Annotated in this window: 20 protein-coding genes; all 20 read left to right on the top strand. The window is 40.4% G+C overall.

Translation table 11 applies throughout. The annotated features are described in order from the left end of the window. Positions 1 to 70 precede the first annotated feature (70 nt). Entirely contained in the window at positions 71 to 574 is a 504-nt protein-coding gene (locus tag N8M95_RS03855) for a phosphatase PAP2 family protein (RefSeq protein ID WP_020901877.1), read from the top strand. A 113-nt stretch (positions 575 to 687) separates the two neighbouring features. Then, positions 688 to 1,134: a LytTR family DNA-binding domain-containing protein gene (locus N8M95_RS03850; RefSeq protein ID WP_020901878.1), complete on the top strand. Its 447-nt coding sequence runs from the start codon at positions 688 to 690 to the stop codon at positions 1,132 to 1,134. 4 nt (positions 1,135 to 1,138) lie between these two features. Then, positions 1,139 to 1,813, top strand: a complete 675-nt coding sequence (locus N8M95_RS03845) for a LiaF transmembrane domain-containing protein (RefSeq protein WP_261116657.1) — start codon at positions 1,139 to 1,141, stop codon at positions 1,811 to 1,813. Between the two features lie 105 nt (positions 1,814 to 1,918). Then, positions 1,919 to 2,107 carry a 50S ribosomal protein L28 gene (gene rpmB / locus N8M95_RS03840; protein WP_001140948.1) on the top strand — a complete coding sequence of 63 codons (189 nt, stop codon included), beginning with the start codon at positions 1,919 to 1,921 and terminating at the stop codon, positions 2,105 to 2,107. A 155-nt stretch (positions 2,108 to 2,262) separates the two neighbouring features. Continuing rightward, positions 2,263 to 2,628, top strand: a complete 366-nt coding sequence (locus N8M95_RS03835) for an Asp23/Gls24 family envelope stress response protein (RefSeq protein WP_000216437.1) — start codon at positions 2,263 to 2,265, stop codon at positions 2,626 to 2,628. A gap of 2 nt (positions 2,629 to 2,630) precedes the next feature. After that, positions 2,631 to 4,298, top strand: a complete 1,668-nt coding sequence (locus N8M95_RS03830; protein WP_261116656.1) for a DAK2 domain-containing protein — start codon at positions 2,631 to 2,633, stop codon at positions 4,296 to 4,298. A gap of 124 nt (positions 4,299 to 4,422) precedes the next feature. Beyond that, positions 4,423 to 4,629 carry a hypothetical protein gene (locus N8M95_RS03825; protein ID WP_031237547.1) on the top strand — a complete coding sequence of 69 codons (207 nt, stop codon included), beginning with the start codon at positions 4,423 to 4,425 and terminating at the stop codon, positions 4,627 to 4,629. Then, a complete protein-coding gene (locus N8M95_RS03820) occupies positions 4,626 to 4,820 on the top strand; it encodes a hypothetical protein (RefSeq protein WP_006146175.1) in 195 nt (64 codons plus the stop codon). The genes N8M95_RS03825 and N8M95_RS03820 overlap by 4 nt, the downstream gene beginning before the upstream one ends. Further along, positions 4,807 to 5,691, top strand: coding sequence for an ABC transporter ATP-binding protein (locus N8M95_RS03815; protein ID WP_261116655.1), 885 nt, complete (start codon positions 4,807 to 4,809; stop codon positions 5,689 to 5,691). The genes N8M95_RS03820 and N8M95_RS03815 overlap by 14 nt, the downstream gene beginning before the upstream one ends. 1 nt (position 5,692) lies before the next feature. Continuing rightward, positions 5,693 to 6,430, top strand: a complete 738-nt coding sequence (locus N8M95_RS03810; RefSeq protein WP_261116654.1) for an ABC transporter permease — start codon at positions 5,693 to 5,695, stop codon at positions 6,428 to 6,430. Beyond that, complete coding sequence (locus N8M95_RS03805) at positions 6,430 to 7,527, top strand: sensor histidine kinase (RefSeq protein WP_261116653.1); 1,098 nt, start codon at positions 6,430 to 6,432, stop codon at positions 7,525 to 7,527. The genes N8M95_RS03810 and N8M95_RS03805 overlap by 1 nt, the downstream gene beginning before the upstream one ends. Then, positions 7,528 to 8,127, top strand: coding sequence for a response regulator transcription factor (locus N8M95_RS03800; protein ID WP_261116652.1), 600 nt, complete (start codon positions 7,528 to 7,530; stop codon positions 8,125 to 8,127). A gap of 313 nt (positions 8,128 to 8,440) precedes the next feature. Continuing rightward, positions 8,441 to 8,854: a 30S ribosomal protein S12 gene (rpsL, locus tag N8M95_RS03795; RefSeq protein ID WP_001142332.1), complete on the top strand. Its 414-nt coding sequence runs from the start codon at positions 8,441 to 8,443 to the stop codon at positions 8,852 to 8,854. A gap of 19 nt (positions 8,855 to 8,873) precedes the next feature. Further along, entirely contained in the window at positions 8,874 to 9,344 is a 471-nt protein-coding gene (rpsG, locus tag N8M95_RS03790) for a 30S ribosomal protein S7 (RefSeq protein WP_000087873.1), read from the top strand. Positions 9,345 to 9,623: 279 nt separating this feature from the next. Further along, complete coding sequence (gene fusA, locus N8M95_RS03785) at positions 9,624 to 11,705, top strand: elongation factor G (RefSeq protein ID WP_000090348.1); 2,082 nt, start codon at positions 9,624 to 9,626, stop codon at positions 11,703 to 11,705. A gap of 328 nt (positions 11,706 to 12,033) precedes the next feature. Then, entirely contained in the window at positions 12,034 to 13,734 is a 1,701-nt protein-coding gene (locus N8M95_RS03780) for an acetolactate synthase large subunit (protein ID WP_261116651.1), read from the top strand. Next, positions 13,727 to 14,203 (top strand): acetolactate synthase small subunit, encoded by a 477-nt coding sequence (gene ilvN, locus N8M95_RS03775; RefSeq protein WP_001253803.1) that lies wholly within the window; start codon positions 13,727 to 13,729, stop codon positions 14,201 to 14,203. The genes N8M95_RS03780 and ilvN overlap by 8 nt, the downstream gene beginning before the upstream one ends. 65 nt (positions 14,204 to 14,268) lie before the next feature. Further along, positions 14,269 to 15,291 carry a ketol-acid reductoisomerase gene (gene ilvC / locus N8M95_RS03770; protein ID WP_000290683.1) on the top strand — a complete coding sequence of 341 codons (1,023 nt, stop codon included), beginning with the start codon at positions 14,269 to 14,271 and terminating at the stop codon, positions 15,289 to 15,291. A 114-nt stretch (positions 15,292 to 15,405) separates the two neighbouring features. Further along, on the top strand, positions 15,406 to 16,656 hold the full coding sequence (gene ilvA / locus N8M95_RS03765; RefSeq protein ID WP_049487446.1) for a threonine ammonia-lyase IlvA: 1,251 nt from the start codon (positions 15,406 to 15,408) through the stop codon (positions 16,654 to 16,656). A gap of 839 nt (positions 16,657 to 17,495) precedes the next feature. Further along, positions 17,496 to 17,711 carry a capsule biosynthesis transcriptional regulator gene (locus N8M95_RS03760; RefSeq protein WP_001130038.1) on the top strand — a complete coding sequence of 72 codons (216 nt, stop codon included), beginning with the start codon at positions 17,496 to 17,498 and terminating at the stop codon, positions 17,709 to 17,711. The last annotated feature ends 88 nt before the right edge of the window (positions 17,712 to 17,799 follow it).

Here is a 17,799-nt window from a genome sequence, read left to right as displayed (position 1 = left end):
TTTTTCTGCACTATACTAGAAGACAAGTGCTTCCCTATAAGCAAAATTTGAGTAAGTGATGAGAAAATATATGAAAAATTATCAAGAATGGTATGACCACATTGCTGGTAAGATTAAAAATGAGCCCTTTCTTCTGAGCTTGTTAAGAACTTTTAATCGCTTCATGACAGTAGTTATGCCTATAGTTTATCTAACCTTATTAGCCACTACCTACTTCCAAGAAGGACTTGGGAAACAGGTCTGGATCTATGTGTTTGTCCCTGCGTCAGGTTTTGTGATTTTGTCCTTTCTTCGTAAGAAAATCAATGCTCCTAGGCCTTATGAGGAATGGACTATTAAACCCTTGCTTGACAGAGATAGTCCTGGTCGATCTATGCCCAGTCGTCATGTCTTTTCAGCAACCATTATCTCCATGGCTTGCTTTCATGCTAGTTTATCTGTAGGGATTATCTTGTTAGTCTTGTCAGCCTTCCTCGGTCTAGTGAGAGTTTTAGGGGGAGTGCATTATCCCAAGGATGTAGTGGTTGGTTATATTTGTGCCCTTGTGTGGGGTGTGATTTTCTTTCTATTTTGACCTGCAAGTTAAGGTGGCCCTAGAACCACTTACGGGGTTAAAGTAACCACTTGCTTTTTTGCTCTTGTTTTCTTATTTTGGCTTTGATATAGTAGAGTCAGAAAGGATATGGAATGAAGTTACGAATCGAAATTGACAGCAATTTAGAGGAAACTGAAATTGTCATCAAGGCAGCGGCTTTGACAGATGAGATTGCGGATTTACAGCGCCTCTTGCAAGAATCCAAGTCTCCTAGGTTGATTTTTTACAAGGGGACGGGTGAATATTATCTGGACTTGTCGGAAATTCTTTTCTTTGAAACAGAGGGGAACAAGATTTACGCCCATACCCAGAAAGATGCCTACGAGGTTCGACTTAAACTCTATGAGTTAGAGTCTATCCTGCCCCGTTATTTCAGTCGAGTATCCAAGTCGACCATTGCTAATATTCGGCAAGTTTACTCGGTGGACAAGTCCTTTTCAGGAACGGGCACCATTTCCTTTTATCAGACCCACAAGGAGGTTCATGTCTCACGACATTACCAATCCCTCCTAAAAGAAAATCTAAGAAACATGAGGTAAGAACATGAAAAAGAAAGCATTTGGTATTGTGTTGCTAGTATTGGCAGCTTTAATATTATTACAAGGAAATTTTGGAATCCCTTCATTCGGTGGGCAAATTTGGCCCTTGCTTGGTATTGCATTTTTTGCCTATCAATCAGTTGGAGCTTTGTTGCGTCGTCACTTAACTTCAGCCTCTTTTACAGCTCTAGTAGCCTTAATGATTGCTAACCACTTTTATGGCATTTTACCAATTCCCAATCAGTCATTGTTCTGGGCAAGTATTTTAATCGTAATGGGTGTCAGCGCACTCACTCATTCTAACAGAACTTGGAATGGGAAAAAATGGTGGTATGATGGTAAAAAGACCATTCTTACAGATAAGGAAGTTGCTTTTGGGACTGGGACTTTCTACAAGCAAGAGCAAGAATTGGTAGAAGATCAAGTAGAAGTTGGTTTTGGCAATGCCAAGATATATTATGACAATGCAGAGATTTTAGGAGATACCGCAACTCTGAAAGTGGAAGTTGGTTTTGGCAATGCAGTTATCTATGTTCCCCAACATTGGGGAGTTGATTTAAAGGTAGAAACTTTCTGTGGCGTAGCTAAGGCAGATACTCCTCTAGTCCCAACCAGCAAAACCTTGATTATCCGTGGAGATGTGGCTTTTGGGAAGTTGGGAATTGTCTACGTTAAATAAAAAAATCTTCCAATTCTCTTGCAAAAATAAAGAAAGTGTGATAACATAGTACGGTATGTGGTGCTAGCACATCCGCTATATTAGATCTAATAGGAGGAAAACACAATGGCTAAAGTATGTTACTTTACAGGTCGTAAGACTGTATCAGGAAACAACCGTTCACACGCGATGAACCAAACAAAACGTGCCGTAAAACCAAACCTTCAAAAAGTTACTGTTCTTATCGATGGTAAACCTAAAAAAGTTTGGGCTTCAGCTCGTGCTTTGAAATCAGGTAAAGTTGAACGCGTTTAATAATAAAAGTAAGGAGACCTCAGGGTCTTTTTTCTTTTATTGTAGGTATAAAATCATTTGAAAAATAGAGTAAATATCCGCTGATACAGTATTCTGCTTTTACACTTGGGCTGAAATATGATAAAATAGAGTATCAACTAGTTGAGGTAAAAAGGATGACTGTAAAAATTAATACAAAAGATGGTCAAATCGAACTAACAGATGAAGTGATTGCAACCGTCGTAGGTGGAGCAGCAACTGAGATTTTTGGTGTGGTCGGTATGGCTAGTAAAAATGCCCTCAAAGATAATTTCCAAGCCCTTCTAGGTAAGGAAAATTATTCCAAAGGTGTCGTCGTAAAGGCAGCCGAAGATGGCAGTATTGCAGTTGATGTATATACCGTGTTGAGCTACGGAACAAAGATTAGCGAAGTGTCAAAAAACATTCAAGAGCGTGTTCGTTTTAGTTTGGAAAACCAACTTGGAATTACTGCTCAGACTGTAAATGTCTACATTCAAAATATCAAAGTTGTAGGAGAATAACCGTGTCAAAAATTACTACTAGCTTATTTCAAGAAATGGTGCAGGCTGCATCAACTCGCTTGAATAAGCAAGCTGAATATGTCAATTCATTAAACGTCTTTCCAGTTCCAGATGGAGATACTGGAACAAACATGGGAATGACCATTGAAAATGGAGCCAAAGAAGTTGCAGACAAGCCAGCTTCTACAGTTGGAGAGGTAGCGAGCATTCTTGCCAAAGGTCTTTTGATGGGTGCGCGTGGAAACTCAGGTGTTATTACGTCTCAGCTTTTCCGTGGATTTTCACAAGCTATCAAGGATAAAGACGAGTTAACAGGTCAAGACTTGGCCCTTGCCTTCCAATCAGGTGTGGAAGTTGCTTACAAAGCAGTTATGAAACCAGTTGAAGGAACGATTTTGACAGTTTCTCGTGGAGCTGCTATCGGTGCTAAGAAAAAAGCTGAGCAAACAGATGACGCTGTTGAAGTCATGCGCGCAGCCTTGGAAGGTGCTAAAACAGCTCTAGCTAAAACACCAGACATGCTTCCAGTATTGAAAGAAGTTGGCGTTGTGGATTCAGGTGGTCAAGGACTGGTCTTCATCTATGAAGGTTTCCTTTCAGCCCTTACTGGTGAATATATTGCATCTGAGGACTTTGTAGCGACTCCGGCCAACATGAGTGAAATGATCAATGCTGAACATCATAAGTCTGTAGCTGGTCACGTAGCGACTGAGGACATCACCTTTGGTTACTGTACTGAAATCATGGTAGCTCTTAAGCAAGGTCCAACCTATGCCAAAGATTTTGACTACGACGAATTCCGTAACTACTTGAATGAACTCGGGGCTTCTCTCCTTGTTGTCAATGATGATGAAATTGTCAAAGTCCATGTCCATACAGAAGATCCAGGACTTGTTATGCAAGAAGGTCTCAAATATGGTAGCTTGGTCAAGGTAAAAGTTGACAATATGCGTAACCAACACGAAGCACAGGTTGAGAAAGAAGCTGCTCAAGTTAGCAAACCAGCTGAAGAAAAAGAGTATGCTTTGATTGCTGTAGTGGCTGGTAAAGGTCTAGCAGATATCTTCCGTTCTCAAGGTGTGGATTATGTTATCGAAGGCGGTCAAACTATGAACCCTTCAACAGAAGACTTTATCAAGGCTGTTGAACAGGTCAACGCTCGTAACATCATCTTCCTACCAAACAACAAGAATATTTTCATGGCAGCTCAATCTGCAGCAGAAGTTTTGGAGCAACCAGCAGTAGTGGTAGAGGCTCGTACTTTGCCACAAGGTTTGACAAGTCTTCTTGCCTTTGATCCAAGCAAGTCTATCGAAGAAAACCAAGAGCGTATGACTGCAGCCCTTAGCGATGTCGTTAGCGGAAGCGTCACAACAGCTGTGCGTGATACAACAATCGATGGTTTAGAAATCCATGAAAACGATAATCTTGGTATGGTTGATGGGAAAATTCTCGTGTCAAACCCTGACATGCACCAGACCTTGACAGAAACATTGAAACATATGTTGGATGAAGATAGTGAAATCGTAACCTTCTATGTCGGTGAAGACGGAAGCGAAGAACTTGCCAATGAAATTGCTCAAGAAATCGCAGAAGAATTCGAAGATGTTGAAGTCGAGATTCACCAAGGCCAACAACCAGTTTACCCATACCTATTCAGTGTGGAATAAGAATTTAATAGATTAAAAAGAAAGTTGATTTTACAACTTTCTTTTTTTATGACATTTGTCATATTTCCTCATGACAGAAGCTTCTAGTGATTCTACCTTCAAAGAATTATACTAGATGTATCAAATGGAGGAAGAAGAGATGAAAAATAAAATGATTGTCGCAATGAGCTTAATAGCAGCAGGAGTCATGACTTATCTCATGTTCTCAGGATTGGACGAAGACTTCTATCATTTTCCTTGGGAGTTGTTTGCAGGATTTGGCATGATGTCTTGGTTGATCCGAGAAGGCTTGAAATTGGTCTCAGATGTGAAAAAGGAGTTTGAAAAATGAAAAAAGCGATTCTCTATCTTTTTATTGGACTATCACTAGTGGTATGGTTGGTAGAAATGTTTACAGGTTGGTTTGATCAAGCCTTCCTTCACCAATTCATCCGTGGTGCCTGGGGACTAGGATTTATGATTTTTATCGCCTTTCCTATGGGAAAGGAGTGGCTGAAAGGAGAATATCATGAACATGATTAAGGTAGAAAGCCTAAATAAAAACATCAAGGGCAAGGCTATTTTGAAGGATATTTCCTTTGAGGTAGCTGAAGGTGAATGCGTCGCCTTGATTGGGCCCAATGGTGCTGGGAAGACCACACTCTTGGACTGTCTGCTTGGAGATAAACTGGTCACAAGCGGTCAAGTATCCATCCAAGGCTTGTCAGTGACGAGTTCTCAGTTAGATTATATTAGAGGTTATCTGCCTCAAGAAAATGTTATCGTTCAAAAATTAAAGGTCAAAGAGTTGATTGCTTTCTTTCAAAGCATTTACCCAAATCCCTTGAGCAACCAGGAAATCAATCAACTATTGCAGTTTGATCAGCAACAAAAAGAGCAATTGGCAGAAAAATTGTCAGGTGGACAAAAGCGTCTTTTCTCTTTTGTCTTGACCTTGATTGGGCGACCAAAGCTTGTCTTTTTAGATGAGCCAACTGCTGCCATGGATACCTCTACCCGTCAACGTTTTTGGGAAATTGTTCAGGACCTAAAAGCGCAGGGAGTCACTATTCTCTATTCGTCCCATTATATCGAAGAGGTAGAGCATACAGCTGACCGGATTTTGGTCTTGAATAAGGGAGAGTTGATTCGTGATACGACGCCTCTAGCCATGCGTAGTGAGGAGATTGAAAAGCATTTTATCCTTCCTTTGGCTTACAAGGAAGTCGTTGAGCAGTCAAACTTGGTTGAAAACTGGGTACAAAAACAGGATGCTCTACAAGTAGTCACACGAGAGGCAAATGCTTTCTGGCAACTGTTAGTTCAAGCAGGATGTAGCATACAAGAAATTGAAGTTAATAACCGCAGTTTGCTGGATACAATCTTTGAAGAAACACAAAAGGGAGATGACTAAGATGAAACGATGGATCGCATTAAATAAGATAGAATTCCTATTAACCAAACGGCAACTAGTCTATTATCTCTTATCAGTGGGGATGCCGACGGCCTTCTATTTATTCTTTTCTGGCATGTACGAGGACACACCAGGTGGACCGGCTAATTTTATGCGTGACTACCTCATCTCCATGACGGCCTTTTCCATGATGTCGACCGCTATCTTTTCATTCCCAGCTGTCTTACATACCGACAAGATCAACAACTGGCAGAAAACATTGCGCCATAGCCCCGTAAATATGGTAGAATATTATCTATCAAAGATAACAAGTATGATAGCTGATTATTTGGTCTCAATTTTGGTTGTTTTCTCAGTTGGGCATTTTGTAAGAGGTGTGGACATGCCTCTAGGAAGCGGGGTTGGTGCTGCGCTCTTGCTGATAGTTGGAAGTGTAGCTTTTGTAGCCCTTGGTTTGGCCTTGACTCTCTTACCAACTAGTCAGTTGATGTCTGTCGTGGGCAATCTTCTTTATCTAGGATTGGCTGTTTTAGGCGGACTATGGATGCCCATCTCTTTATTTCCAGACTGGATGCAAGCAATCGGGAAGTGCCTGCCAACCTATCAGTTGATGGAATTGATCAAGACCTTCTTAAATGAGGGTGCCATCAATTTATCAGCCACAGTTTATCTACTTGTTTTTTCAGCAGTTTTGTTTGGTTTGACCATTTACCTTCAAGGTCATAAGGAGAATGCTTAATGCTTGAAAGACTGAAAAGCATACACTATATGTTTTGGACCAGTTTAATTTTTATGATTTTCCCCATCCTACCTGTAGTGACTGGGGAGCTACCTGTCTGGCATTCATTGATTGATATTCTATTTGTAGTGGCGTATTTGGGTGTTTTAACAACTAAGAGCCAGCGCCTATCTTGGATATATTGGAACCTTATGCTGACTTATGTAGTTGGGAATACTGCCTTTGTTGCTGTTAATTATATCTGGTTTTTCTTTTTCCTATCCAATCTCTTAATTTATCATTTCAACGTAGGTGGTTTAAAGTCTTTACATGTCTGGACTTTTCTTCTTGCTCAAGTCCTTGTTGTGGGCCAACTTTTGATCATTCAGAGAATCGAAGTTGAGTTTCTATTCTATCTACTTGTAATTTTTGCTTTTGTCGATTTGATGACTTTTGGTTTGGTTCGGATTCGAATTGTAGAGGATCTGAAAGAAGCGCAGGCCAAGCAAAATGCCCAGATAAATCTATTGCTGGCAGAAAATGAACGTAGTCGTATCGGTCAGGATTTGCATGATAGTCTGGGACACACCTTTGCTATGCTTAGTGTCAAGACAGATTTAGCCTTGCAGTTGTTTCAGATGGAGGCTTATCCACAGGTGGAAAAGGAATTAAAAGAAATTCACCAGATAAGCAAGGATTCCATGAATGAAGTGCGAACCATTGTGGAAAATCTGAAATCACGGACCTTAGCATCAGAACTTGAAACTGTCAAAAAGATGCTAGAGATTGCTGGAATTGAGGTGGAAACGGCTAATCAACTAGATACCGCTAGCCTTACTCAGGAATTGGAGTCAACGGCTTCCATGATTTTGCTTGAGTTAGTGACCAATATCATCAAGCATGCTAAAGCGTCTAAAGTCTACTTAAAATTAGAACGGACAGAGAAAGAACTCATTCTAACAGTGAGAGATGATGGCTGTGGCTTTGCTTCTATAAGTGGGAATGAGCTCCATACAGTTCGAGATCGTGTCCTTCCATTTTCGGGAGAAGTAAAGGTAATTAGTCAGGAACAACCGACAGAAGTTCAGGTTCGACTAGCTTATAAGGAGAGAAACTAGATGAAAGTATTAGTCGCAGAAGATCAAAGTATGTTGCGAGATGCTATGTGTCAATTGCTCAGGCTTCAATCGGACGTGGAGTCTGTCCTTCAAGCAAAGAATGGGCAAGAAGCAATCCAGCTATTAGAAAAGGAATCAGTAGATATCGCCATTCTTGATGTCGAAATGCCTGTTAAGACAGGTCTTGAAGTCTTGGAGTGGATACGAGCAGAAAAGCTTGAAACAAAGGTGGTTGTAGTGACGACCTTCAAGCGCCCAGGGTATTTTGAGCGTGCGGTCAAGGCTGGAGTGGATGCTTATGTATTAAAGGAACGAAGCATTGCAGACCTCATGCAAACCTTACACACCGTTCTCGCAGGACGTAAGGAATATTCGCCTGAATTGATGGAAGTGGTGATGACTCATCCCAATCCATTAACAGAACAAGAAATCGCAGTTTTAAAGGGAATCGCTCAGGGTTTCTCTAACCAAGAAATTGCAGATCAACTTTATCTATCCAACGGAACAGTCCGAAACTATGTCACCAATATTCTTTCGAAACTAGATGCAGGTAATCGAACAGAGGCAGCTAATATAGCGAAAGAATCTGGTTGGTTGTGATACTATTCTATCTCGAAAACCATTATTTGCTAAAATTGATGGGATTGACTGGAACAATACTAACTTTAGGAGGGTGGAATTCCTCCTTTTTCTTTTTTGGGGAGCACTACAAAAGAGCTAAAATTAACAATAAAAAAGAAAAATATCTTGACAACCAATGGAAAATTTTGTTACAATAATAGACGGTACTTTTTACTTTTGGTCTCTCAAGAGTGTACAGGGACGTGCTGACAAATGTTGCAAAAGTACACACAGATGATAGCTGTCACCAAGTGTATCATCACCAAAAATAAAAAAACACAGGAGAATGTAGATGCCTACAATTAACCAATTGGTTCGCAAACCGCGTAAATCAAAAGTAGAAAAATCTAAATCACCAGCTTTGAACGTTGGTTACAACAGTCATAAAAAAGTTCAAACAAACGTTTCTTCACCACAAAAACGTGGTGTTGCAACTCGTGTTGGAACAATGACACCTAAAAAACCCAACTCAGCCCTTCGTAAATTCGCTCGTGTACGTTTGAGCAACCTTATCGAAGTTACTGCCTACATCCCAGGTATCGGACACAACTTGCAAGAACACAGCGTGGTTCTTCTTCGTGGTGGACGTGTAAAAGACCTTCCAGGGGTACGTTACCATATCGTCCGTGGTGCACTTGATACTGCAGGTGTTAACGATCGTAAACAAGGCCGTTCTAAATACGGTACTAAACGTCCAAAAGCATAAGGAAAGGGGATAAAGAGAAATGAGTCGTAAAAACAGAGCTCCAAAACGTGACGTATTGCCAGATCCGCTTTACAATTCACAACTAGTTACTCGTCTTATCAACCGCGTTATGCTTGACGGTAAACGTGGTACAGCTGCTTCAATCGTTTACGGTGCCTTTGAGCAAATCAAAGAAGCTACTGGTAACGATGCACTTGAAGTATTTGAAACAGCTATGGAAAACATCATGCCTGTACTTGAAGTACGTGCACGTCGTGTTGGTGGTTCTAACTATCAAGTCCCAGTTGAAGTTCGTCCAGAACGTCGTACAACACTTGGACTTCGTTGGTTGGTAACAATCGCTCGTCTTCGTGGTGAACACACAATGCAAGACCGTCTTGCAAAAGAAATCTTGGATGCTGCTAACAACACTGGTGCAGCTGTTAAGAAACGTGAAGACACTCACCGTATGGCTGAAGCTAACCGTGCATTCGCACACTTCCGTTGGTAAGATCATGATGCTAGGAACGGTAAGGATGCAAGGTGAAAATAGGAAACTGACGCAGTATTCGACGAATACAAGGAAGTTTATCTTTTTCATACAGCATCCCGTTCCGGCTCAAATAGGCTAATTAACTTTAGCCCGAGTTCGATTCAATTTGTAAATCTACAAGTTGAAACCAACAATAGCATGAAAACATTGAGAACGGGTAGGTCCTGCCTATCCGTTTTTATTAAAATCATGTTATAATAGAATAGAAATCAAAAATAAATAGGAGAAACAAACCTCATGGCACGCGAATTTTCACTTGAAAAAACTCGTAATATCGGTATCATGGCTCACGTCGATGCTGGTAAAACAACAACTACTGAGCGTATTCTTTACTACACTGGTAAAATCCACAAAATCGGTGAAACTCACGAAGGTGCGTCACAAATGGACTGGATGGAGCAAGAGCAAGAGCGTGGTATCACTATCACATCTGCTGCGACAACAGCTCAATGGAACAACCACCGCGTAAACATCATCGACACACCAGGACACGTGGACTTCACAATCGAAGTACAACGTTCTCTTCGTGTATTGGATGGTGCGGTTACCGTTCTTGATTCACAATCAGGTGTTGAGCCTCAAACTGAAACAGTTTGGCGTCAAGCAACTGAGTATGGAGTTCCACGTATCGTATTTGCCAACAAAATGGACAAAATCGGTGCTGACTTCCTTTACTCTGTAAGCACACTTCACGATCGTCTTCAAGCAAACGCACACCCAATCCAATTGCCAATCGGTTCTGAAGATGACTTCCGTGGTATCATCGACTTGATCAAGATGAAAGCTGAAATCTATACTAACGACCTTGGTACAGATATCCTTGAAGAAGACATCCCAGCTGAATACCTTGACCAAGCTCAAGAATACCGTGAAAAATTGATCGAAGCAGTTGCTGAAACTGACGAAGAATTGATGATGAAATACCTCGAAGGTGAAGAAATCACTAACGAAGAATTGAAAGCTGGTATCCGTAAAGCGACTATCAACGTTGAATTCTTCCCAGTATTGTGTGGTTCTGCCTTCAAGAACAAAGGTGTTCAATTGATGCTTGATGCGGTTATTGACTACCTTCCAAGCCCACTTGACATCCCAGCGATCAAAGGTATCAACCCAGATACAGATGAAGAAGAAACTCGTCCAGCATCTGATGAAGAGCCATTTGCAGCTCTTGCCTTCAAGATCATGACAGACCCATTCGTAGGTCGTTTGACATTCTTCCGTGTTTACTCAGGTGTTCTTCAATCAGGTTCATACGTATTGAACACTTCTAAAGGTAAACGTGAGCGTATCGGACGTATCCTTCAAATGCACGCCAACAGCCGTCAAGAAATTGACACTGTTTACTCAGGTGATATCGCTGCTGCCGTTGGTTTGAAAGATACTACAACTGGTGACTCATTGACAGATGAAAAAGCTAAAATCATCCTTGAGTCAATCAACGTTCCAGAACCAGTTATCCAATTGATGGTTGAGCCAAAATCTAAAGCAGACCAAGATAAGATGGGTATTGCCCTTCAAAAATTGGCTGAAGAAGATCCAACATTCCGCGTTGAAACAAACGTTGAAACTGGTGAAACAGTTATCTCAGGTATGGGTGAGCTTCACCTTGATGTCCTTGTTGACCGTATGCGTCGTGAGTTCAAAGTTGAAGCGAACGTAGGTGCTCCTCAAGTATCTTACCGTGAAACATTCCGCGCTTCTACTCAAGCACGTGGATTCTTCAAACGTCAATCTGGTGGTAAAGGTCAATTCGGTGATGTATGGATTGAATTTACTCCAAACGAAGAAGGTAAAGGATTCGAATTCGAAAACGCAATCGTCGGTGGTGTGGTTCCTCGTGAATTTATCCCAGCGGTTGAAAAAGGTTTGGTAGAATCTATGGCTAACGGTGTTCTTGCAGGTTACCCAATGGTTGACGTTAAAGCTAAGCTTTACGATGGTTCATACCACGATGTCGACTCATCTGAAACTGCCTTCAAGATCGCGGCTTCACTTGCCCTTAAAGAAGCTGCTAAATCAGCACAACCAGCTATCCTTGAGCCAATGATGCTTGTAACAATCACTGTTCCAGAAGAAAACCTTGGTGATGTTATGGGTCACGTAACTGCTCGTCGTGGACGTGTAGATGGTATGGAAGCACACGGTAACAGCCAAATCGTTCGTGCTTACGTTCCACTTGCTGAAATGTTCGGTTACGCAACAGTTCTTCGTTCTGCATCTCAAGGACGTGGTACATTCATGATGGTATTTGACCACTATGAAGATGTACCTAAGTCAGTTCAAGAAGAAATCATTAAGAAAAACAAAGGTGAAGACTAATCAGTCCTCCCTCTAGAAGGAAGTCACTTAGTGGCTTCCTTTTTTGTATAGTTATTATAAATTTCATTAACTCCGCAAACGTGCAGTGCACTCAAAAAATTTCATATAAAAATGAGTTAAAGAAATTTGCGAAAGAAATTTACAACATAAATGATAATAAATTGCTAAAGAATATAAATTACCTTTTAAAACTTATAAAAAATAGAATATTATTCATAAATAAACGTTAAAATAGAAAATTCAGAAAATTTCTTCTTTTCTCTTGAAAAATTTTGAAAAAATGGTATGATAGTAACAAGTTATTTTTAAGAGAAGAGAAAGGGGAACAATGGAGAAAATCAGTTTAGAATCTCCTAAGACGGGGTCGGACCTAGTTTTGGAAACACTTCGTGATTTAGGAATTGATGCCATCTTTGGTTATCCTGGTGGTGCAGTCTTGCCTTTTTATGATGCGATATATAATTTTAAAGGCATTCGCCACATTTTAGGGCGCCATGAGCAAGGTTGTTTGCATGAAGCTGAAGGTTATGCCAAATCAACTGGAAAGTTGGGTGTTGCCGTCGTCACTAGCGGACCGGGAGCAACAAATGCCATTACAGGGATTGCGGATGCCATGAGCGACAGTGTTCCCCTTTTGGTCTTTACAGGTCAGGTAGCGCGAGCAGGGATTGGGAAGGATGCCTTTCAGGAGGCAGACATTGTGGGAATTACCATGCCAATCACTAAGTACAATTACCAAGTTCGTGAGACAGCTGATATTCCTCGTATCATTACGGAAGCTGTCCATATCGCAACTACAGGTCGCCCAGGGCCAGTCGTAATTGACCTACCTAAAGACGTATCTGCATTAGAAACAGACTTCATTTATTCACCAGAAGTGAACCTACCAAGCTATCAGCCGACTCTTGAGCCAAATGATATGCAAATCAAGAAAATCTTGAAGCAATTATCTAAGGCTAAAAAGCCAGTCTTGCTGGCTGGTGGTGGGATTAGCTACGCTGAGGCTGCAGCAGAATTAAATGAGTTTGCAGAACGCTATCAAATTCCAGTGGTAACCAGCCTTTTGGGGCAAGGAACGATAGCAACGAGTCATCCACTCTTCCTTGGAATGGGAGGGATGCACGGGTCGTTCGCAGCAAATATTGCCATGACGGAAGCTGATTTTATGATCAGTATTGGTTGCCGTTTTGATGACCGCTTGACGGGGAATCCAAAGACTTTTGCTAAGAATGCTAAGGTTGCCCACATTGATATTGATCCAGCCGAGATTGGCAAGATTATCAGTGCTGATATTCCAGTAGTTGGAGATGCTAAAAAAGCCTTGCAAATGTTGCTGGCCGAACCAACAGTTCATAACAATACTGAAAAATGGATTGAAAAAGTCACTAAAGACAAGAACCGCGTTCGTTCTTATGATAAGAAAGAGCGTGTGGTTCAGCCGCAAGCTGTTATTGAACGAATTGGTGAATTGACGAATGGAGATGCCATTGTGGTAACAGACGTTGGTCAACACCAAATGTGGACAGCCCAGTATTATCCCTACCAAAATGAACGTCAGTTAGTGACTTCTGGTGGTTTGGGAACGATGGGATTCGGAATTCCAGCAGCAATCGGTGCTAAAATTGCTAACCCAGATAAGGAAGTAGTCTTGTTTGTTGGGGACGGTGGTTTTCAAATGACCAATCAGGAATTGGCGATTTTGAACATTTATAAGGTGCCAATCAAGGTGGTTATGCTGAACAACCACTCACTTGGAATGGTTCGCCAGTGGCAGGAATCCTTCTATGAAGGTAGAACATCTGAGTCGGTCTTTGATACCCTTCCTGATTTCCAACTGATGGCACAGGCTTATGGTATTAAAAACTATAAGTTTGACAATCCTGAGACCTTGGCTCAAGACCTTGAAGTCATCACTGAGGATGTTCCTATGCTAATCGAGGTAGATATTTCTCGTAAGGAACAGGTGTTACCAATGGTACCAGCTGGTAAGAGTAATCATGAGATGTTGGGGGTGAAGTTCCATGCGTAGAATGTTAACAGCAAAACTACAAAATCGTTCAGGAGTCCTCAATCGCTTTACAGGTGTCCTATCTCGTCGTCAGGTTAATATCGAAAGCATCTCTGTTGGAGCAACAGAAGATCCGAATGTATCGCGTATCACCATTATTATTGATGTTGCTTCACATGATGAAGTGGAGCAAATCATCAAGCAGCTCAATCGTCAGATTGATGTGATTCGCATTCGCGATATTACAGACAAGCCTCATTTGGAGCGCGAGGTGATTTTGGTTAAGATGTCAGCGCCAGCTGAGAAGCGAGCTGAGATTCTAGCGATTATTCAACCTTTCCGTGCAACGGTGGTAGACGTAGCACCAAGCTCGATTACCATTCAGATGACAGGAAATGCTGAAAAGAGCGAAGCTCTATTGCGAGTCATTCGACCATACGGTATTCGTAATATTGCTCGAACTGGAGCAACTGGATTTACCCGCGATTAAAAATCCAACTTAAATTTGTTAAACCAGCCTAAAAGGCAATGAATAATAGAAAAGAGAGAAAAACTATGGCAGTTCAAATGGAATACGAAAAAGATGTTAAAGTAGCAGCACTTGACGGTAAAAAAATCGCTGTTATCGGTTATGGTTCGCAAGGACATGCGCATGCACAAAACTTGCGTGATTCAGGTCGTGATGTTATCATCGGTGTACGTCCAGGTAAATCTTTTGACAAAGCAAAAGAAGATGGATTTGATACTTACACAGTAGCAGAAGCAACTAAATTAGCTGACGTTATCATGATTTTGGCACCAGACGAAATCCAACAAGAATTGTACGAAGCAGAAATCGCTCCAAACTTGGAAGCTGGAAACGCAGTTGGATTTGCTCACGGTTTCAACATCCACTTTGAATTTATCAAAGTTCCTGCAGATGTAGATGTCTTCATGTGTGCTCCTAAAGGACCAGGACATTTGGTACGCCGTACTTACGAAGAAGGATTTGGTGTACCAGCTCTTTACGCAGTATACCAAGATGCAACAGGAAATGCGAAAAACATTGCTATGGACTGGTGTAAAGGTGTTGGAGCTGCCCGTGTAGGTCTTCTTGAAACAACATACAAAGAAGAAACTGAAGAAGATTTGTTTGGTGAACAAGCTGTACTTTGTGGTGGTTTGACTGCACTTATCGAAGCAGGTTTCGAAGTCTTGACAGAAGCAGGATACGCTCCAGAATTGGCTTACTTTGAAGTTCTTCACGAAATGAAATTGATTGTTGACTTGATCTATGAAGGTGGATTCAAGAAAATGCGTCAATCTATTTCAAACACTGCTGAGTACGGTGACTATGTATCAGGTCCACGTGTGATTACTGAGCAAGTTAAAGAAAACATGAAAGCTGTCTTGGCAGATATCCAAAATGGTAAATTTGCAAATGACTTTGTAAATGACTATAAAGCTGGACGTCCAAAATTGACTGCTTACCGTGAACAAGCAGCTAACCTTGAAATTGAAAAAGTTGGTGCAGAATTGCGTAAAGCAATGCCATTCGTTGGTAAAAACGACGATGATGCATTCAAAATCTATAACTAATTGATAGAAATTAAGGTGAAGGCGAGTTGGGGGACTAACTCGCTTTTATAATCAATTCAGCTTTCTTTTAAGAAGATGGATTGAGATAAGTATGAAATAGTCTAGGAGAAAAAGATGTTAAGTTCAAAAGATATCATCAAGGCTCATAAGGTCTTGAATGGTGTGGTTGTGAATACACCGCTGGATTACGACCATTATTTATCGGAGAAGTATGGTGCTAAGATTTATTTGAAAAAAGAAAATGCCCAACGTGTTCGCTCTTTTAAAATTCGTGGTGCCTATTATGCCATTTCCCAGCTCAGCAAGGAAGAACGTGAGCGTGGGGTAGTCTGCGCTTCTGCGGGGAATCATGCGCAGGGAGTTGCCTATACTTGCAATGAAATGAAGATTCCTGCAACTATTTTCATGCCAATTACTACTCCGCAACAAAAAATTGGACAAGTTCGCTTTTTTGGTGGGGATTTCGTAACCATTAAACTAGTTGGAGATACCTTTGATGCCTCAGCTAAAGCAGCTCAAGAATTTACACTCTCTGAAAACCGTACCTTTATTGATCCCTTTGATGATGCCCATGTTCAAGCTGGTCAAGGGACAGTTGCTTATGAGATTTTAGAAGAAGCTCGAAAAGAATCAATTGATTTCGATGCTGTTTTAGTCCCTGTTGGAGGCGGAGGTCTTATTGCTGGAGTTTCGACTTATATCAAGGAAACAAGTCCAGAGATTGAAGTCATTGGGGTAGAGGCTAATGGAGCTCGTTCCATGAAGGCTGCCTTTGAAGCTGGTGGACCAGTCAAACTCAAAGAAATTGACAAATTTGCAGATGGGATTGCTGTACAAAAGGTAGGTCAATTGACCTATGAAGCAACTCGTCAATATGTTCAAACCTTAGTAGGTGTCGATGAGGGATTGATTTCTGAAACCTTGATTGACCTTTACTCTAAGCAAGGGATTGTCGCAGAACCTGCTGGAGCGGCTAGTATCGCCTCTTTAGAGGTTTTAGCTGAATATATCAAGGGGAAAACCATTTGTTGTATCATTTCTGGAGGAAATAATGATATCAACCGTATGCCGGAAATGGAAGAGCGTGCCTTGATTTATGATGGGATCAAGCATTACTTTGTGGTTAATTTTCCACAGCGTCCGGGGGCTTTGCGTGAGTTTGTAAATGATATCTTGGGGCCAAATGATGATATCACACGTTTTGAGTATATCAAACGAGCTAGCAAGGGGACAGGCCCAGTATTGATTGGGATTGCCTTGGCAGATAAGCATGATTATGCAGGCTTGATTCGTCGAATGGAAGGTTTTGATCCATCTTATATTAACTTAAATGGTAATGAAACGCTCTATAATATGCTTGTCTGAGGACTAATAAAAAATATCATATTATTTGCACAACTGATGTATAGGTGCTATAATGAGGGTGAAGAAAGGGGGCGATTCCTATGGACTTAGGAAATCGATTAGGCTATTTCTATCACAAGTCATTATAGTACCTATGTTTTTTGATTTGGTTTATAGTAAGGGAGTAAAATTACTTGTTATATATAAGGAGTATTTTTGAAATCCAATATTTTATATATGGCTAATCTATGATTTGGCTAAATATAATAGGAATTAGAAAAAATAATCAATACTAATGAGAAACCTTATATTGAACTGACTGAGAAGAGTGATGAGATATTAAGAAGATAAAAACAGTAGAAAATATTGAAAGATAGATACTATTGTTTCTTAATTACCAATCTTTTTATTGGTTTAAAGAAACAAAAAGGAATCTTGATAAAGTAAATAATTAGTACCAGTTGAGCAAGTGAAAAGTGCTTATAAAGGCAGGAAGAAAATCAAAGAAGGAGAAGGGGAAGAATAGTTAGAATAGTGTGGATTTAGATGCTTCTGCTATTGGAAATTTTGATTTTAAGTGGATAAATAGAATAAAGTTGAATATAAGACCTGTCTAATCTATCCCGAACTGGTAGTTGTAAATCATGAATATTTTTACAAACAAAAGATTTAATAATACAATTATTTTAAAGGTATTTGCTAATGGTTTATAGTAAGCGAAAACCTATATATTATCGGCTTTAATAAGATAGTAACAAAAAAACAAATCATTAATTTTATTGAATATATGTTTTTTTATTGACAAAACACATAAAAACGTATACAATTAAATATCGTAAAGAAGAAAATAGGAGAAGGACATGGCTAAGTCAAACTTTGAAAAAGTAGAATCAGTTGTTGGCTGGGTTCGTGATAAGAAAATCACAGGCTACCGTATCTCTAAAGAAACGAATGCGCGTGAAATGTCTATCATTGCTCTAGCGCAGGGTCGTGCAAAAGTAAAAAATATTTCATTTGAAACAGCTCTAGGTTTAATTGATTTCTATGAAAAAAATTATGAAAAATTTGAAGATTAATCTTTGGATAGTGGCGGATTCTTGAATAGGGTCTGCCTTTTCATTTTTTGGCTAGTAAAAAGACTGCACGGTTGATGCAGCCTTTTCT

Source organism: Streptococcus mitis (assembly GCF_946190325.1).
GTDB lineage: Bacteria > Bacillota > Bacilli > Lactobacillales > Streptococcaceae > Streptococcus > Streptococcus mitis_CF.
The sequence above is the reverse complement of the archived record's forward strand: the minus strand, read 5'-3'. Positions and strand labels throughout refer to the sequence as shown.

Excerpts from the sequence above, each read along its gene's own strand:
- N8M95_RS03855 (WP_020901877.1), top strand. The coding sequence starts at position 71 with ATGAAAAATTATCAAGAATGGTATGACCACATTGCTGGTAAGATTAAA.
- N8M95_RS03850 (WP_020901878.1), top strand. The coding sequence starts at position 688 with ATGAAGTTACGAATCGAAATTGACAGCAATTTAGAGGAAACTGAAATT.
- N8M95_RS03845 (WP_261116657.1), top strand. The coding sequence starts at position 1,139 with ATGAAAAAGAAAGCATTTGGTATTGTGTTGCTAGTATTGGCAGCTTTA.
- rpmB (WP_001140948.1), top strand. The coding sequence starts at position 1,919 with ATGGCTAAAGTATGTTACTTTACAGGTCGTAAGACTGTATCAGGAAAC.
- N8M95_RS03835 (WP_000216437.1), top strand. The coding sequence starts at position 2,263 with ATGACTGTAAAAATTAATACAAAAGATGGTCAAATCGAACTAACAGAT.
- N8M95_RS03825 (WP_031237547.1), top strand. The coding sequence starts at position 4,423 with ATGGAGGAAGAAGAGATGAAAAATAAAATGATTGTCGCAATGAGCTTA.
- N8M95_RS03820 (WP_006146175.1), top strand. The coding sequence starts at position 4,626 with ATGAAAAAAGCGATTCTCTATCTTTTTATTGGACTATCACTAGTGGTA.
- N8M95_RS03815 (WP_261116655.1), top strand. The coding sequence starts at position 4,807 with ATGAACATGATTAAGGTAGAAAGCCTAAATAAAAACATCAAGGGCAAG.
- N8M95_RS03810 (WP_261116654.1), top strand. The coding sequence starts at position 5,693 with ATGAAACGATGGATCGCATTAAATAAGATAGAATTCCTATTAACCAAA.
- N8M95_RS03805 (WP_261116653.1), top strand. The coding sequence starts at position 6,430 with ATGCTTGAAAGACTGAAAAGCATACACTATATGTTTTGGACCAGTTTA.
- N8M95_RS03800 (WP_261116652.1), top strand. The coding sequence starts at position 7,528 with ATGAAAGTATTAGTCGCAGAAGATCAAAGTATGTTGCGAGATGCTATG.
- rpsL (WP_001142332.1), top strand. The coding sequence starts at position 8,441 with ATGCCTACAATTAACCAATTGGTTCGCAAACCGCGTAAATCAAAAGTA.
- rpsG (WP_000087873.1), top strand. The coding sequence starts at position 8,874 with ATGAGTCGTAAAAACAGAGCTCCAAAACGTGACGTATTGCCAGATCCG.
- fusA (WP_000090348.1), top strand. The coding sequence starts at position 9,624 with ATGGCACGCGAATTTTCACTTGAAAAAACTCGTAATATCGGTATCATG.
- N8M95_RS03780 (WP_261116651.1), top strand. The coding sequence starts at position 12,034 with ATGGAGAAAATCAGTTTAGAATCTCCTAAGACGGGGTCGGACCTAGTT.
- ilvN (WP_001253803.1), top strand. The coding sequence starts at position 13,727 with ATGCGTAGAATGTTAACAGCAAAACTACAAAATCGTTCAGGAGTCCTC.
- ilvC (WP_000290683.1), top strand. The coding sequence starts at position 14,269 with ATGGCAGTTCAAATGGAATACGAAAAAGATGTTAAAGTAGCAGCACTT.
- ilvA (WP_049487446.1), top strand. The coding sequence starts at position 15,406 with ATGTTAAGTTCAAAAGATATCATCAAGGCTCATAAGGTCTTGAATGGT.
- N8M95_RS03760 (WP_001130038.1), top strand. The coding sequence starts at position 17,496 with ATGGCTAAGTCAAACTTTGAAAAAGTAGAATCAGTTGTTGGCTGGGTT.